This window comes from Streptomyces sp. NPDC004609 (assembly GCF_042873655.1).
In the GTDB taxonomy this organism is placed as follows: Bacteria; Actinomycetota; Actinomycetes; order Streptomycetales; family Streptomycetaceae; genus Streptomyces.
The window spans coordinates 44819-60751 of record NZ_JBIALS010000024.1 but is presented as its reverse complement, the minus strand read 5'-3'; the positions used below and the strand labels follow the sequence as shown (position 1 = coordinate 60751).

General features: G+C 70.7%; 12 protein-coding genes. 9 read left to right on the top strand and 3 right to left on the bottom strand.

What is annotated here, in order from left to right; all coding sequences use genetic code 11:
* Nucleotides 1–8 precede the first annotated feature (8 nt).
* Complete coding sequence (locus ACFYT4_RS23225) at nt 9–917, top strand: ADP-ribosylglycohydrolase family protein (RefSeq protein ID WP_389272110.1); 909 nt, start codon at nt 9–11, stop codon at nt 915–917.
* A gap of 255 nt (nt 918–1172) precedes the next feature.
* Here the strand turns inward: ACFYT4_RS23225 and ACFYT4_RS23220 are convergent, their stop codons facing one another.
* A complete protein-coding gene (locus ACFYT4_RS23220) occupies nt 1173–2726 on the bottom strand; it encodes an MFS transporter (RefSeq protein ID WP_389272107.1) in 1554 nt (517 codons plus the stop codon).
* 118 nt (nt 2727–2844) lie between these two features.
* Here ACFYT4_RS23220 and ACFYT4_RS23215 point away from each other — a divergent pair, with 118 nt between their 5' ends.
* From ACFYT4_RS23215 to ACFYT4_RS23205, 3 genes are all read left to right on the top strand, one after another.
* Entirely contained in the window at nt 2845–3471 is a 627-nt protein-coding gene (locus tag ACFYT4_RS23215; protein WP_389272104.1) for a TetR/AcrR family transcriptional regulator, read from the top strand.
* A 143-nt stretch (nt 3472–3614) separates the two neighbouring features.
* The gene (locus ACFYT4_RS23210) at nt 3615–4316 is read left to right on the top strand and encodes a ribonuclease HII (RefSeq protein WP_389272101.1); all 702 of its coding nucleotides are present in this window, start codon (nt 3615–3617) and stop codon (nt 4314–4316) included.
* An 82-nt stretch (nt 4317–4398) separates the two neighbouring features.
* A complete protein-coding gene (locus tag ACFYT4_RS23205) occupies nt 4399–5016 on the top strand; it encodes a hypothetical protein (protein ID WP_389272098.1) in 618 nt (205 codons plus the stop codon).
* 273 nt (nt 5017–5289) lie between these two features.
* On the opposite strand, the gene ACFYT4_RS23200 is transcribed toward ACFYT4_RS23205, so the two are convergent.
* Nucleotides 5290–5907 carry a hypothetical protein gene (locus tag ACFYT4_RS23200; protein WP_389272095.1) on the bottom strand — a complete coding sequence of 206 codons (618 nt, stop codon included), beginning with the start codon at nt 5905–5907 and terminating at the stop codon, nt 5290–5292.
* A gap of 230 nt (nt 5908–6137) precedes the next feature.
* On the bottom strand, nt 6138–8318 hold the full coding sequence (locus tag ACFYT4_RS23195; RefSeq protein ID WP_389272092.1) for a RecQ family ATP-dependent DNA helicase: 2181 nt from the start codon (nt 8316–8318) through the stop codon (nt 6138–6140).
* Nucleotides 8319–8428: 110 nt separating this feature from the next.
* On the opposite strand from ACFYT4_RS23195, the gene ACFYT4_RS23190 reads away from it, so the two are divergent.
* From ACFYT4_RS23190 to ACFYT4_RS23170, 5 genes are all read left to right on the top strand, one after another.
* Entirely contained in the window at nt 8429–9949 is a 1521-nt protein-coding gene (locus ACFYT4_RS23190) for a DUF4192 domain-containing protein (protein WP_389272090.1), read from the top strand.
* A gap of 178 nt (nt 9950–10127) precedes the next feature.
* A complete protein-coding gene (locus ACFYT4_RS23185; RefSeq protein WP_389272087.1) occupies nt 10128–10895 on the top strand; it encodes an NUDIX domain-containing protein in 768 nt (255 codons plus the stop codon).
* 250 nt (nt 10896–11145) lie between these two features.
* Complete coding sequence (locus ACFYT4_RS23180; RefSeq protein WP_389272085.1) at nt 11146–12927, top strand: ATP-binding cassette domain-containing protein; 1782 nt, start codon at nt 11146–11148, stop codon at nt 12925–12927.
* A gap of 214 nt (nt 12928–13141) precedes the next feature.
* Complete coding sequence (locus tag ACFYT4_RS23175; RefSeq protein WP_389272082.1) at nt 13142–14026, top strand: FadR/GntR family transcriptional regulator; 885 nt, start codon at nt 13142–13144, stop codon at nt 14024–14026.
* 345 nt (nt 14027–14371) lie between these two features.
* Complete coding sequence (locus tag ACFYT4_RS23170; RefSeq protein WP_389272079.1) at nt 14372–15931, top strand: RNA polymerase sigma factor; 1560 nt, start codon at nt 14372–14374, stop codon at nt 15929–15931.
* Nucleotides 15932–15933 lie beyond the last annotated feature (2 nt).

Below are 15933 nucleotides of genomic sequence, written 5' to 3'. Positions count from 1 at the left end.
GCAGCAAGATGACCGCTGAATCCACTCGCGACCGGCGCTTCGAACGCGCCCTGGGCAGCCTGCGAGGACTGTCCGTGGGAGACGCCTTGGGCTCCCAGTTCTTCGTACCGTCGCATTACCCCCTTCTGAAGCGGCGTGAGCTGCCGACGGGCACCTGGCAGTGGACCGACGACACCGAAATGGCCTGCTCCGTGTTGGCCGTGCTGGCCGATCACGGCCGGGTGGACCAGGACGCGCTGGCCCGCTCCTTCGCCGACCACCACGATTTCGACCGTGGTTACGGCCCTGCGGTCAACCGTATGCTCCGCCTGGTCAGGGAAGGGAGCGACTGGCGAGAACTCGCCGCGGAACTCTTCCAGGGGCAGGGGTCCTGGGGCAACGGATCCGCGATGCGCATCGCCCCTCTCGGTGCCTGGTACGCGGATGACCCCGAGCAGGCCACACATCAGGCCGAGATCTCCTCGTACACCACGCATCAGCACCGCGAGGCTGTGGTGGGTGCGATGGCGGTGGCGGCCGCGGCCGCGCTGGCCGCCGATCCGGCGGGCCCGCCCGGACCCGGCGAGCTGCTCGACGGTGTCGTCGCGCTCGTGCCGCGCAGCGCGGTGGGCGCCGGGCTCCGGCGGGCGCGGGACATGCTCGACTACGACGACGCGGGAACCGTCGCCGCCGTTCTCGGCAGTGGGCGGCGGACGAGCGCTCACGACACGGTGCCGTTCGCGCTGTGGTCCGCGGCCAGGTCGCTCGACGACTTCGAGCGGGGTTTCTGGACGACCGCGCAGGTGGGCGGGGATGTCGACACCACCTGCGCCATTGCCTGCGGAGTGATCGCGGCCGGCAAGGCGGGTGGGCCTCCGGCCGGGTGGCTGGAGCGGACGGAGGACTTGCCGGCCTGGTTGGGGCGGGGCACGCACTGACCGTGGGCCGGGGCGAGGGGCATCCTGTGCGGATGGCAGTGGACCCCGTGCGTATCCGGTGCGGTGGGTACGGGCTCCCGCCGTGCAGGCGTCCCGCTCGCCGCGCTCTTCCCCCGACGGGCAGGTGGCATGTGCCGAGCGTGGCCGTGAGCGCTTCGACGGCCTTTCGGGCGCGACGCCGGACCGGTCGTGATCAACGACTGTTCCCTGCGTGAGTAAGGGCCGCGCGCCTGGAACACGGCCCTTACCGCTGAATCAGGCGACGTGGCCGCCGGGCCCGGTTCCGCCGCTGAGCGCATCGAGGTCGCTCTTGCGGACGCGGATGACGAACAGGGCCGTGACGACGGCGAGGCCGACGAGCCCCACACCTGCCCAGAACGCGGTCGCGATGCTCTCGGCGAGCACCTGGTGTCCCCAGGGAGGCGGCAGTTGCCCCGTCTCGGCGAAGGCGGCCTTCTGTGCCGGTGTGGATTCCGCGAGGAACGACGGGAGCTGCCGTTCCGTTTCCTCCCGGCCCGCGGTGCTGAAGACGGTCATCAGAATCGACAGGCCCAGGGAACCTCCGACCATCTGTGTCGCGTTGAGCAGACTGGAGGCCGCGCCCGACTCGTGCTGGGCCACCCCCGAGACAGCCGTGAGCGTCGCCGTCACGAAGACCAGCCCCATGCCGAAGCCGAAGAACAGCATCGGTCCCAGCACCCCGCTCAGGTATGAGCTGTCGGGCCGCAGATTCGTCAGCCACGCCATTCCCACACCGGTGAGGACCGCGCCGGACGCCAGGAAGGGTTTGGGACCCAGCACCGGGAGCAGCATGGACGAGAGCCCGGCCGCGGTTACGATCATCGCCGTGACCGGCAGGAACGCGAGCCCGGAACTGATGGGGCTGTAGCCCAGGACGTTCTGTACGAACAGCACGATGAAGAAGAACATGCCGAACATCGCCGCGGCGAGGCTCATCATGATCAGATAGGTGCCCGAGCGGTTGCGGTCGGCGAACATCCGCAGTGGGGTGATCGGCTCCCGCGCTCTGCGTTCCACCAGGACGAAGGCGGTGAGCAGCACGACGGCGACGCCGAAGGCGGCCAGGGCGAGCCCGTCGCTCCAACTGTCCTCGGCCGCGCGGATGAAGCCGTAGACCAGGGCTGCCATGCCCACGGTCGACGTCAGCGCGCCCACGATGTCGAAACGGCCCGAGTTGCGCTCGGACTCATTGATGAACATCGGTGCGAGGACGGCGATCAGGATGCCGATCGGCAGGTTCACATAGAACACCCAGCGCCAGTCCAGCCACTCGGTGAGCATGCCGCCCGCCAGGAGTCCGATGGCGGCGCCGCTGGCCGAGACCGCTGCGAAGATGCCGAAGGCGCGGTTGCGCTCCGGGCCTTCGCGGAAGGTCGTGGTGATCAGCGCGAGAGCCGTCGGGGACGCGATCGCTCCTCCGACGCCCTGGAGAGCACGGGCCGCGAGCATCTGCCACGGCTCCTGAGCGATACCGCACAGCAGCGAGGCGAAGGTGAACAGCAGCACACCGAAGATGAAGACCCGGCGGCGGCCCAGGATGTCGCCCGCTCTGCCGCCGAGCAGCAGGAGGCCGCCGAAGGTCAGTGTGTAGGCGTTGACCACCCAGGACAGTTGGGTCGTGGTGAACTCGAGTGCTCCCTGGATATGGGGGAGCGCGATGTTCACGATAGTGGTGTCGAGGACCACCATGAGCTGCAGCGCGGCGATCACGGCGAGCGCGACACCCGGGCGTCCCTGTCTGCGGGCTGCCCCTGGTTTGCTCGGAGTTGTTAACTGAGAGGTTGTCACGGAGGTCCCCCACACGGTTTTAGTGAACGGAGGCGTTCACCGACCTGTCAACCGTAGAGAGCCCCCTTCAGTGAACGCAAGCGTTCACTGAAAAACCGTCCCCAACGGAGAGAAGACGATGGTCAATTCGCGCTGGAAGGCCGCAGGTGCGGGTTCCCCGGCCGCGCCGCGCCGCCGAGGGCCGGTGCTGGAGCGTGCGATTCTTGAGGCCGCCCTGGAGCAGTTGAGCACGGTCGGCTGGAACGGGCTCACCATGGAAGGTGTTGCGGCGCAGGCGCAGACAGGGAAAGCCGCCGTCTACCGGCGCTGGCCGTCGAAGGGCGATCTCGTCGCCGATGCTCTGCGGGCCGGGCTGCCGCCCTTGGACGAGGTTCCCGACCACGGGGGCATCCGTGAGGATCTGGTCCAGCTGTGCCGCCGGATGCGGGACGCGATGTACTCGCGGCCGGGATTCGCACTCCGTTCGGTCCTTCACGAATGTGATACCTCCACGGCCGAGAGGTTCCATGCCGTGATCAGGTGCCAGGTTGTCGAGCCCTCCATGAGGCTCTTCCGTGAGGTGGTCTGCCGTGGTGTCGTACGAGGTGATGTCCGTGCCGACGTGACCGGAGACATGGTCTTCGAAGTGATTCCGGGGCTGATGTTGTATCGCTCGAAAGTGTGCGGAAGCGAATGGCCGGATCCGGAGATCACCGAGATGATCGATCAGGTGCTGATCCCCCTCCTCAGGCCCCGGGAGGAGTGATCACCTCCGCGGTCGCGCTTCCAGGCGGCCCCTTTCCGGAGCGCCTGCTTCGTCGGCCTCGGTCGCCGGGGCGGGCGATACCCGGCCCCGAGCGGAATCCGGTTGTCACAGGCGGGGGAGGGCGGCGTAACCTTGCTGGCGCCATGGCGTACGAACCACCCACACACACAGTCGAGCGGTCGATCCGGGCGACCACCGGCGCCAAGATCATCGCCGGTGTCGACGAGGTCGGGCGCGGGGCGTGGGCCGGTCCGGTCACGGTGTGTGCCGCGATCACCGGACTGCGCCGCCCTCCCGCCGGGCTCACCGACTCCAAGCTCCTCACACAGAAGCGCCGTGAGGAGCTTGTCGTCGAACTGGAGAAGTGGGTCACGGCGTACACGCTGGGACACGCCTCCCCCGAGGAGATCGACGAACTGGGGATGACCGCCGCACTGCGGCTGGCCGCCTCCCGGGCCCTGGACGCCCTTCCCGTGCGCCCCGAGGCCGTGATCCTGGACGGCAAGCACGACTATCTCGGTGACCCTTGGCGCGTTCGTACGGTCATCAAGGGCGACCAGTCCTGTGTCGCGGTCGCCGCGGCCTCGGTGATCGCCAAGGTGCGCCGCGACGCGATGATGGCGGAACTGCCGGCCCGGTTCGCCGACTACGCGTTCGCCGCCAACGCCGGCTATCCCTCGCCCGTGCACAAGGCCGCCCTCGCGGAGCTGGGGCCCACTCCGTACCACCGGCTTTCCTGGGCCTACCTCGACGGACTGCCGAAGTGGCGGCATCTGAAGAAGATCCGGCTTCCCGCGGAGGCGGCAGCGCTGGAGAGCGGGGGGCAGCTCGGCTTCGATTTCTGAAGTGGCCCTGCCGACAGGGAAGTCGGGGTTTTGTGCCCACCCGCCTATGCCGTCCGAACCGGCATTTGATAGACATCCACCCATGCCTCTCACCCCCGAGGAGCCTCAGATTCACGAGAGCGCCCAGGGTCCCCGCGCCACGCCGGCCGCCGGCCGTACCGCGCCGACCCCTCGTCCCGTACCTGGCCCGCGTTCCACCGCCACCCCGCGTCCCGGACAGCCGGGGCCCGGTGCGGCCCGGCCCGCGCCGCCGCAGCGTACGCCCGCCTCCGCCGGGAAGCCGCAGGCATCCCGCCCGGAGAATCGTTCCCAGCCGCAGATTCAGCTGATCCCCGCTCCCGTGGACGGCGCGCTCGACGCCGCCGACGAGACGGTCGACCTGCTGCTCGACACAGGCCGCGCACCGAGTGACGTTCTGGTGCTCACCACGGGTGAACAGCATCCGTGGGCCGCCCATGAACTCTCCTTCGGGGAGGCCGCGTACTGGGCCCAGCACGACGTCGGCGACGACGTGTTCTACGCGGATGCCACCGCCGTGGACCGTGCCTCGTCGCGTCCCGTGGTCGTCGTCGCGCTCAACGGTGGTACCGACGACGACGCGGCCCGCGTCCTGCCGACAGCGATGACGAAGGCGTCCGCGCTGCTCATCGTGTGCGGGGACCCCAAACGGATCAACGCCCTGCTCGGCGCGAGCGTCTGACCCGAACGGCCACGCCGGACCGCAGCACATGGTCGGGCGGCCACCGGCTGCCCTGGCGATGGACGGCAGGGCAAGGGTACGGAGGCGCTTTGCCGTGCGCGGTGGCTGCTGCACTGTTTGGGTCCGCACCGCCGTGCCCCGGTCGGCACCGGCAACGCCGGCGGGCATGCCGGAGCGGTGATCGGCGACGGTCCCGGCCGGGTGCCCCCGGCCGGGGAATGGCCGCCGTCGTCGTCGGGACCAGCAGGGCACCTCCGGGCGGACCGGAGGTGGTCAGCGCGCAGCCGAGCGACGGAGGGCTTCCGGCGCACCGCTGGCCGTACGGAGCTCCAGCGGTTCACTCGCCACGGTGCCGACGAGATCGCCCGGCGACGAGGTCGAGTTGGGGCGCCGACCGCCCCGCCCCTCGCCCAGGACCTGCCAGCCACCGCGTGTCAGCGTGATGTACGCGCCGCAGCGCAGCCCGTGCAGGGTGCAGGCGTCGCGCAGTCCCCACATCCAGGCGCCGTCCTCCTCGGTCCACCGCTCGTCGCCTTCGCGGCAGTAGAGCAGCACGGCCGTACGTACCGGAGTGCGGCGGCGCAGATCGTGCGGGATCACGCGGCGCAGATGTGCCAGCAGCGCATTCCGGAACTCCCAGCCGTCCACCGGTGCGGAGCGCCGGGCGAACGAAGCGCTGGCGGCGAGCCGTTCCTCGGGGTCAAGCACGGCGACGACCGCCGTCGTCGGCGTGGGCCTGTGCCGGGTGTGCAGCCCGCTGACCACCTCTCGGGGGTTGCGCAGCAGCGGGATCCCGGCAGCCGCCCACTCCGCGGGTTCGAGCATCCTTGCGAGGCGGTTGGCGGAGTTGGTCATCGAAGTGGCTGCGGACGAAGCGAATCCGAAGGTCACGTTCCTCCCTTCGCATACGCGCCCACAGTGCGGGCAGGGTCGGGTGAGGGCGCACCACGGCACAGCCCATGCGGGTCGCAGACGGGCAGTGCGGGGAGCACTTCAATTCTTCCTGCCCCGTCCGATTGCGGCAACGAGCAATTCGATCCCACTGACAGGAATCGGGGGGTATGCCGCTGATATCCCTGCCCACCAACTTCAACGGTGACCTCTTCCGTGCAACCCTCGGGTCACGCTTGAACCGCAAGGACCAGGGGAAACACCCCCTTCGCTCCGGATCGGCGCAGCAGCCGCGCGGCTACGGCCAAAGTCCAGCCGCTGTCGGACAGATCGTCGACCAGCAGCACAGGACCGCCGGCCCTGGTGAGCGCCTCGGCGAGACCGGCCGGCACGGTGAACGCCTCGTGCAGTGCACGCACCCGCTGGGCGCTGTTCGTCCGGGAGGGGCGACCGTCGGGACTGTCGGAGGCGTACTCCACCGCGCCCAGCAGGGGCATACGGCCGACCTCGGCGATCCGCGCGCCGAGGGAGGAGACCAGCCGGGGCCTGCCGCGCGACGCCACGGTGACCACTCCGACCGGCCGGGCGGGTGCGTCGGCCTCACCGGACGCCCAGCCGCCCGGCCCCCTGGCCCAGTCGGCGAGCACGGTCACCACCGCGCTCACCACATCCTCCTGGACCGGTCCGTCGGGCGACTGGGGCGTCAGCAGCGGGCGCAGCCGGTTGCCCCAGCCGATGTCGGAGAGCCGTCCCAGTGCCCGGCCCGGGAACGCCTGTTCTCCTTCGGGGATACGGCCCTTGAGGGAGACACCGACGGCGGGCAGCCCGGTCGGCCACATCCTGCGGGGCTCCACCTCCACGCCGGGCCTGCTCAACTCCCCCCGCGCCGCGTCCAACGCCGCATCGGAGACCTTGTCGCTGAACCGGCTTCCCGCGCAGTTGTCGCAGCGGCCGCAGGGAGCCGCCTCCTCGTCGTCCAGCTGCCGGCGCAGGAACTCCATCCGGCAGACCGTCGACCGCGCGTACTCCCGCATCGCCTGCTGCTCGGACTCGCGCTGCCGGGCGACCCAGGCATACCGCTCGGAGTCGTACGACCAGGGCTCGCCCGTGGTCGTCCAACCGCCCTTCACCCGGCGCACGGCGCCGTCCACGTCGAGGACCTTCAGCATGGTCTCCAGCCGCGTCCGCCGAAGCTCGACCAGGGGCTCCAGGGCCGGCAGCGAGAGCGGCCGCTCCGCCCCGGCGAGGACATCGAGGGTGCGCCGCACGAGCTCCTCGGGAGGGAAGGCCACGGACGCGAAATACCGCCAGATCGCCTCGTCCTCCTTGCCAGGCAGCAACAGCACCTCGGCGTGCTCCACTCCGCGGCCCGCCCGGCCCACCTGCTGGTAGTAGGCGATGGGGGAGGAGGGGGAGCCGAGGTGGACGACGAAGCCGAGGTCGGGCTTGTCGAACCCCATGCCCAGCGCGGATGTGGCGACCAGGGCCTTGACGCGGTTGGCGAGAAGGTCCTCCTCGGCCTGCTGGCGGTCCGCGTTCTCCGTGCGGCCGGTGTAGGAGGTGACCGTATGGCCGCACTGCCGCAGATACGCGGTGACCGCCTCGGCGGCCGCGACGGTCAGGGTGTAGATGATCCCGGAGCCCGGGAGCTCGCCGAGGTGGTCGGCCAGCCAGGCGAGGCGGGTGGCCGCGTCGGGCAGCCGGAGCACCCCCAGACTGAGACTCTCGCGGTCGAGCGGACCGCGCAGCACCAGCGCGTCGGTGCCCGCACCGGTGCCCAGCTGGTCGGCGACATCGGCCGTCACCCGGGCATTGGCCGTCGCGGTGGTCGCCAGCACCGGCACATCGGCGGGCAGGTCCGTCAGCATCGTGCGCAGACGGCGGTAGTCGGGCCGGAAGTCATGCCCCCAGTCGGAGATGCAGTGTGCCTCGTCCACCACCAGCAGGCCCGTCGCGGCAGACAGCTCGGGCAGCACCTGGTCGCGGAAGTCCGGGTTGTTCAGCCGCTCGGGGCTGACCAGGAGGACATCGACCTCACCCGCGGCCACCTCCGTCTGGATCGTCTCCCACTCCTCGGTGTTGGACGAGTTGATCGTCCGGGCGTGGATCCCGGCCCGGGCGGCGGCCTCCACCTGATTGCGCATGAGCGCGAGGAGCGGGGAGACGATCACGGTCGGACCGCTGCCCTGCCGACGCAGCAGCGAGGTCGCGACGAAGTACACGGCGGACTTGCCCCAGCCGGTCCGCTGCACGACCAGCGCCCGGCGCCTGTCGGCGACGAGCGCTTCGATCGCCCGCCACTGGTCCTCCCGCAGCCGGGCGGTGCCCGTGCCGTCCGATACGAGGCGCGCGAGCACGGCGTCGGCCGAGGCCCTGAGATCCGCGGGAACCGCGTGGTCTGCGTTGGTCATGCCCTCATGCAACCCGATGGGACCGACAACGCGCGAATGAAGCCGCAAGCCTGTGGACAACTTGTCCACAGGGGGTCGCGGAGCCGGACCTGCCACGAGACCGTCGTGCCATGGACAAGCACTACGAACCCACCGACCGTACCGACGAACCGCAGATCACCCTGCGCGGGCCAGGAGAACTTGCCGACGCGCTGCCGTACATGCTCGGCTATCACCCGACCGATTCGATCGTGATGGTCGCCCTGCACGGCAGCAGCGGGCGCTTCGGAGGGCGGTTGCGGCTGGGCATTCCGCGCTCGCCGGGGGAGTGGCCGCCGGTCGCCCGCCAGCTGGCGGAGTCCCTGATCGAGGGCAGCGAACGCCGTGGCTCGCGCCCGGACGGCATCGTTCTCTTCCTCTGCCAGGATCCGGGAGACGGTGAGACGAGCCGTCTCGTGATGGAGCGGCTGCGCCCCCTCGCGCAGCGGCTGCGAACCGCCTGCGGCGCACTCGACGTGCCCGTGTACGAGGCGCTGTGTATCTCCGACGGCCGCTACTGGTCCTACTGCTGCCCCGACGAGAGGTGCTGCCCCCTGGAGGGAACGGCCCTGGTCGCCCCCGGTACGTCCGTCATGGCGGCGGCTGCGGCCTACGCGGGGATCCAGGTGCGTGGATCGCTGCGGGCGATGGAGGCACGGCTCGAACCCTGGACGACCTCGGCCGCCCGGGCCCAGGAGGAGGCACTCGACAGCGCGGCCGCGGTGATCGTGCCGAGGATCCTCGCCGGGGACGGGCGGCGGCAGGTCGCCGACGAGACGATCGCCCTGGCCCTCGGGCTGCTCAGGCGCATCCAGGCGTCGTCTGCTGATCCGGGGCCGGCGGGGGCGGACGCGGCGGACGACGGGCTCATCACCCATGACGAGGCCGCGGCGGTGATCCTCGGACTGCAGGACCGGGAGACCAGGGACCGTGCGGCGGAATGGATGGAGGGGCCGGACGCGGCCCCCGCGCTGCGGCTGTGGAGGGCACTGGCCCGCCGCTGCGTCCGTTCCTACGCCGAGCACGCCGCCCCACCGCTCACCCTCGCGGGCTGGGTCGCATGGTCGACCGGCGACGAGCCGGCGGCGAGGGTCGCGATCGGGCTCGCCCTGCGCAAGGACCCCGACTATCTGTTCGCCCGCCTGCTCCACCAGGCGTGCAACGAGAACCTCGATCCGGAGACGCTGCGTCAGTGCCTCCGCAGTGAACGGGCTTCACGGACGGCGGACCGGTCTGCCGCACTCGCCTCGGAGGCACGGCCTTCCCCGCCCGCCGAGCCCGCGCACTCCGGGGGGTCCGGGTATCAGAAGGAGTCCACGCAACCCGGGACGCCCGTGGGGGCAGCCGGGACCGGGCTGTGCCCGGGGACACAGGAGAATCCCGGGGGCGGGGAGGTCTGGGGCATCGCAGGGGCAACGCCCGGGCGGCGTCCTCGCGCATCGGAGACCGCCGCTCCTCCAGGGCGACGTGCGGGTGGCCGGCGGGTCCGGCCGCCTGCCGGGAAGAAGTCGGTCCGGCCCGCCGGGACGCGCGACAGGTCCGCAGGCGGCCGCGGCCGGGCGGGCGAGGAGTCGGGGAGCGGAGCTCGCCGGGACGCTCCGGGAGACGGCTGACGACTGGTTGTCAGGGGCCGCGGCCCCGGGGCTCGTCGGCATCGATCCGGGGGAGGAGCGCGGGCGTCGGCACCGGCTGGACAAGGGGTGCCGACGGCCCCGGGAGAGGGGGAAGAAAGAGGCAGCACCGGTGGCGAAAGGAGTGTTTATCGTCAAGCAGACGACTATGATCGCGGGCATGTCTCCCTACGACCCGTCGGCCTTTCCCCCCTTCGCCGTCACCGTCGATCTGGTCGTGCTCACCGTGCGCCGTCATGCGCTCTGCGCACTGGTCGTACGCCGCGGAGAGCCGCCGTTCCAGGGCCTGTGGGCCCTGCCGGGGGGCTTTGTGCGGGGGGACGAGGATCTGGCGGCCGCGGCGGCGCGCGAGCTTGCCGAGGAGACCGGTCTGTGCGCCCATGATCCGGCCTCCCCCACCCCCGCCGACGGGGGTGCGCACCTCGAACAGCTCGCCACCTACGGCGACCCCGGACGGGACCCCCGGATGAGGGTCGTCAGCGTCGCGCATCTGGTGCTGGCCCCCGACCTGCCGGCGCCTCGGGCGGGTGGCGACGCCAACAGCGCGCGCTGGGCCCCGGTCGCGGACCTGCTCGGACAGGAGGGCGGATTCGGCCGGGAGGGAGAGCAGGCCACGCCTCTCGCCTTCGACCACGCGCGGATCCTGGTGGACGGGGTGGAGCGGGCCCGCTCCAAGATCGAGTACTCGTCGCTGGCCACCGCGTTCTGCCCGCCGGAGTTCACGGTCGGTGAGCTGCGGCGCGTCTACGAGGCGGTGTGGGGCGTGGTTCTCGACCCCAGGAACTTCCACCGGAAGGTGACCGGTACGCCCGGGTTCCTGGTCCCGGCGGGAGGGACCACCACGCGCCAGGGCGGCCGGCCTGCCCAGCTCTTCCGGGCGGGCGGGGCCACCCTGCTCAACCCGCCGATGCTGCGCCCCGAGGTCTGACGGTTTCGCCGGACCACCCCGGCGGGCCCGGCATCTTCGGGAGGTGGCGCCGCACGTCGCCGGACCGGACCGGGCCCGTACGCGGCCAGGGGGGCCGGAGGGCACGTCGGGGGTGGTGGGGACCGGATGGAGGCCGATGAGACACCCGTGCCTGTCCTGCTGCGCAAAAAGTCCGAAATGTCGCGTTATCTTGCTGAGGTAGCCGCACTGCCGCCGAGCGGTCTCCCGTCCGCCCTACGCGAGAGAAGCGATGCTCCAGGCCATCGGACTTTCCAGCGCCCCACGGCGAGACCTTCCGCCCGCCGTCGACGATCTCTCCTTCCAGGCCCGCCCCGGACAGATCACCGCCCTGCTCGGGGCGGCCGGATCGGGCAAGTCCACCGCGCTGCGCCTGATGCTGGACCTCGAACCCGGCCGGGGCGTGACGTACTTCCGGGGCAATCGCCTCCACCGCATCGCTCATCCCGCCCGGGAGGTGGGGGTCCTCCTCGGAGACGTACCCGGCCACCCCGCGCGGACCGTCCGTGGGCAGCTCCGGATGCTCTGCGCCGCCGCGGGCGTGCCCGCGGGGCGCGCGGACGAGTTGATCGAGGCCATGGGGCTGGCGGGCCTCGGCGACGAGCGGCTCGGCGTGCTCCCCCTGGCCATGGACCGCAGGCTCGGGGTCGCCTCCGCGCTGCTGGGCGATCCCCGGTCACTGGTGCTCGACGAGCCGTCCAAAGGCCTCTCGCCGGCCGAACGCGGCTGGCTGTACGGGGTGCTGCGCAGCCGTGCCGACCGAGGCGGAACGGTTCTCCTCACCACCGGCGACCCGAAGGAGGCCGCCCGTATCGCGGACCGTGTCGTCACCCTCGACGCCGGCAGACTCGTCGCCGACCAGGCGGCGGCGGAGTTCTCCCGCACCCGGCTGCGCCCTCGCGTCGCCGTCCGCACGCCGCACGCGGCACGCCTCGCCGATCTCGTCCACCGGGAGGCGCGAGCCGCACAGCGCTCGGTCGAAGTGGTCACGGAGGGGGGCGGACTGCTGTCCGTGTACGGCAGCACTTGCGCGGAGGTGGGCGAAACGGCCTTCCGGCACGGAGTGCTCGTCCACCGACTCACCGACGAGACCGGCGACACGGGTCCCACCCCGCCGACCACCGGCCAGTCCGCCGGGGACGGCGGGGATCACCACGCGCCGAACACGGAACACCCCGCCGGGGACGCGGAACTCCCGCGCGCCGCCGAACCCCGGGACAGCCCGTCCGGCCCCCGCCCCATGGCCGTCCCGCTGCGACCGGTGCGCTACGAACTGCGCCGGCTCCTCGGGGTGCGTACGGCCGCCCTGATCGTGGCCGCCTCGGTGCTCACCTCCGTGGCCGTCTGTCTGCTGCTGGCACGTTCCGGGAGCACTCCGGTGCCGGTCGCCCTCGCCGCCTGGCCCGGGTTTCTTCCGCTGCCGCCCGCCGCCTTCGGCGCGGGGCTGATCGGAGCACTCTCCTTCGGGGAGGAATTCCGCTATCCGGCGCTCGCCGCCGCCCGCGGAACCGTGCCGCGCCGCCTCGGACTTCTGCTCGCCAAGCTCCTGGTGACGGGCGCCGCGGCGCTGCTGATCGCCCTGCTCGTCGCCGTGGCGGATGCCCAGGCTCTCCGTCTCGTGTACGGAGACGAGATGACGGAACCATCCGGAAACCGGCCCACTCAGGCCGCCAGTTGGGGCGCCCTCTCGGTCGGCTGCGCCTGGGCCGGGCTGCTCGCGGCCGGGACTTTCCGGGTGGCGGCGGCGGGAGTGGCCGCGGTCCTCGCCGTACCGGTCGTCGTCGCACCCCTCGTACAGAAGGCACTTGTCGTTCCATCGGTCCGGTCGGCCGAGGGACTTCCCGCAAGGCTCCGCGAACTGACGTGGGTGCGACTGCCGGATCAGGCCGACCGCTGGCTGACCCCCGGGGCGCAACTGGCGGCTCAACCCGTCGGTGTGGCACTCATGTTGTCGTTGTCGGTTCTGATCTGCGCGTACTTGTCCACGGTCCTTCGCCGCAGAGTGCTTTGGTGATCACGAACGATCGGGGTGCGGTGATTCGGTGGTGGTTGAGTAGTGAATCGCCGGTGATGCGACCGCGGCCGTGCGTGAGGCGGTCTCCAACCCATGGAGAAATGTCCGCTTCTATCCGATAAGTCGTCAATTGTGGGGGAAGCGCTGATCACCCTTTCGTGTGCTTTTCACCAAAGACCTCAAGGGTTGAGAGGGGCGAGCCGACAAAGGATGCGTGAGTACCCTTGCGCAGACCATGATGACCGCCCGCCCCGCAGACTCCGGCCTCGCCGGTCCGGGCGAACTCGACCGATACCCCTACGGGGACGCGCCCGTCGCCGATCGCGTCGCCCCGCCCGCCTGGGACAGCGCCGACGCCGACCTCGGCCGGGTCAGCCGCCGAGCGGCGGGAAGCCGGGGCCGGGGGCTGCACGGACAACTCGTCCAGCAGCTCGGCCAGATGATCGTCTCGGGGGATCTGGGTGCCGACCGCCCGCTCGTTCCGGAGGAGATCGGCCAGCGTTTCGAGGTCTCCCGCACCGTCGTGCGCGAGTCTCTGCGTGTCCTGGAGGCCAAGGGCCTGGTCAGTGCCCGGCCCAATGTCGGCACCCGCGTCCGCCCGGTCAGTGACTGGAATCTGCTGGACCCTGACATCATCGAGTGGCGTGCCTTCGGCCCCCAGCGCGACGACCAGCGCCGGGAGCTGTTCGAGCTGCGCTGGACCATCGAGCCCCTCGCCGCCCGCCTCGCCGCCGGCCACGGCCGTGAGGACATCCAGCAGCGCATCGGCGACATGGTCGAGATCATGGGCCACGCGCTCGCTCAGGGTGACGGGATCACCTTCGCCCGTGCCGACACGGAGTTCCACAACCTGCTCATCCAGCTCGCGGGCAACCGCATGCTGGAGCACCTCTCCGGGATCGTCTCCTCCGCCCTCCAGGTTTCCGGAGGACCGGTCACGGGCTGTGACCGGCCGAACGAGGTCTCCCTGTCCCACCACGCGCGGATCGTCGACGCCCTCGCGACCGGCGACTCCCACGCCGCCGAAGCCGCGATGCGCCAACTGCTCACCGTCCACCCGGAGGTGGAGCGCGTCGTTCCCGCGCCGCGCGAGCACTGACCGTCCGGCCGTGGGGCCGGGCGGGCGGAGGTGTACACATCATCGTGTCGCCGGATTCCACGGGGGTCCGGCGGCACGATTGTGTGTCAAACGTCCGATCTGGCCGGTTCGCCGAGGATGTCGTGTGACTCGGGCCACGCGGATTGGGCGTAACACTCGTCGAAACAGCGCGATGACCTAAGAGGTGACCACCGAGGAGGGAATACAGCCGCCGTTCACGGCGCTGTGCAGTTCCTAGGCTGGTACCGCCCGCGCCACCGGCACATCCGCAGCCCGGTGGTCGTCGGCTCCGGCCCGATCATGGGTGGAGCCGGAAGCCGTTTCCATCGTTCCGAGAGGTTGTTCGTGTCGGCCAGCACATCCCGTACGCTCCCGCCGGAGATCGCCGAGTCCGAGTCTGTGATGGCGCTCATCGAACGGGGAAAGGCTGATGGGCAGATCGCCGGCGATGACGTGCGTCGGGCCTTCGAGGCTGACCAGATTCCGCCAACCCAGTGGAAGAATGTTCTGCGCAGCCTCAACCAGATCCTCGAGGAAGAGGGTGTGACGCTGATGGTCAGTGCCGCGGAGTCGCCGAAGCGCTCGCGCAAGAGCGTCGCTGCGAAGAGCCCGGCAAAGCGCACCGCCACCAAGACCGTCGCGGCCAAGACGACCGCGGCGAAGACCGTCGCGGCCACCGCGGCGCCGACGGCCGAGACCGTCGACGTACAGGCCGGCGAAGAGGTCGCGGCGACCGCGCCTGCCAAGAAGACGGCGGCCAAGAAGACCGCCGCCAAGAAGACGGCGGCGAAGAAGACCGCCGCCAAGAAGACCGTGGCCAAGAAGGCCGCGTCCAAGAAGGACGCCGACGAGTCCGCCGAGGGCGAAGAGCTGCTCGACGACGTCCAGCCCGGTGGCAAGGGCGACGACGAAGAGGCCGAGGGCGAGAGCAAGGGCTTCGTCCTGTCCGACGAGGACGAGGACGACGCGCCCGCCCAGCAGGTCGCGGTCGCCGGAGCCACGGCCGACCCGGTCAAGGACTACCTCAAGCAGATCGGAAAGGTCCCCCTCCTCAACGCCGAGCAGGAGGTGGAGCTGGCCAAGCGCATCGAGGCCGGCCTGTTCGCCGAGGACAAGCTGGCGAACTCCGACAAGCTGGCGCCGAAGCTCAAGCGCGAGCTGGAGATCATCGCCGAGGACGGCCGCCGCGCCAAGAATCACCTGCTGGAGGCCAACCTCCGGCTCGTGGTCTCGCTGGCCAAGCGCTACACCGGCCGCGGCATGCTCTTCCTGGACCTGATCCAGGAGGGCAACCTCGGTCTGATCCGCGCGGTCGAGAAGTTCGACTACACCAAGGGCTACAAGTTCTCCACGTACGCCACCTGGTGGATCCGCCAGGCGATCACCCGCGCCATGGCCGATCAGGCCCGCACCATCCGTATCCCGGTGCACATGGTCGAAGTCATCAACAAGCTCGCCCGTGTGCAGCGCCAGATGCTCCAGGACCTGGGCCGCGAGCCCACTCCGGAGGAGCTGGCGAAGGAACTGGACATGACCCCCGAAAAGGTCATCGAGGTCCAGAAGTACGGCCGTGAGCCGATCTCCCTGCACACTCCGCTGGGCGAGGACGGCGACAGCGAGTTCGGCGATCTGATCGAGGACTCCGAGGCCGTCGTGCCCGCCGACGCGGTGAGTTTCACGCTCCTCCAGGAGCAGTTGCACTCCGTGCTCGACACCCTGTCCGAGCGTGAGGCGGGCGTGGTCTCCATGCGCTTCGGCCTCACCGACGGTCAGCCGAAGACCCTGGACGAGATCGGCAAGGTCTACGGCGTCACGCGTGAGCGCATCCGCCAGATCGAGTCCAAGACGATGTCCAAGCTGCGCCACCCGTCGCGCTCGCAAGTGCTGCGCGACTACCTGGACTGATC

Coding starts and splice junctions, on each gene's coding strand:
- ACFYT4_RS23225 (WP_389272110.1), top strand. CDS start 9: ATGACCGCTGAATCCACTCGCGACCGGCGCTTCGAACGCGCCCTGGGC.
- ACFYT4_RS23215 (WP_389272104.1), top strand. CDS start 2,845: ATGGTCAATTCGCGCTGGAAGGCCGCAGGTGCGGGTTCCCCGGCCGCG.
- ACFYT4_RS23210 (WP_389272101.1), top strand. CDS start 3,615: ATGGCGTACGAACCACCCACACACACAGTCGAGCGGTCGATCCGGGCG.
- ACFYT4_RS23205 (WP_389272098.1), top strand. CDS start 4,399: ATGCCTCTCACCCCCGAGGAGCCTCAGATTCACGAGAGCGCCCAGGGT.
- ACFYT4_RS23195 (WP_389272092.1), bottom strand. CDS start 8,318: ATGACCAACGCAGACCACGCGGTTCCCGCGGATCTCAGGGCCTCGGCC.
- ACFYT4_RS23190 (WP_389272090.1), top strand. CDS start 8,429: ATGGACAAGCACTACGAACCCACCGACCGTACCGACGAACCGCAGATC.
- ACFYT4_RS23185 (WP_389272087.1), top strand. CDS start 10,128: ATGTCTCCCTACGACCCGTCGGCCTTTCCCCCCTTCGCCGTCACCGTC.
- ACFYT4_RS23180 (WP_389272085.1), top strand. CDS start 11,146: ATGCTCCAGGCCATCGGACTTTCCAGCGCCCCACGGCGAGACCTTCCG.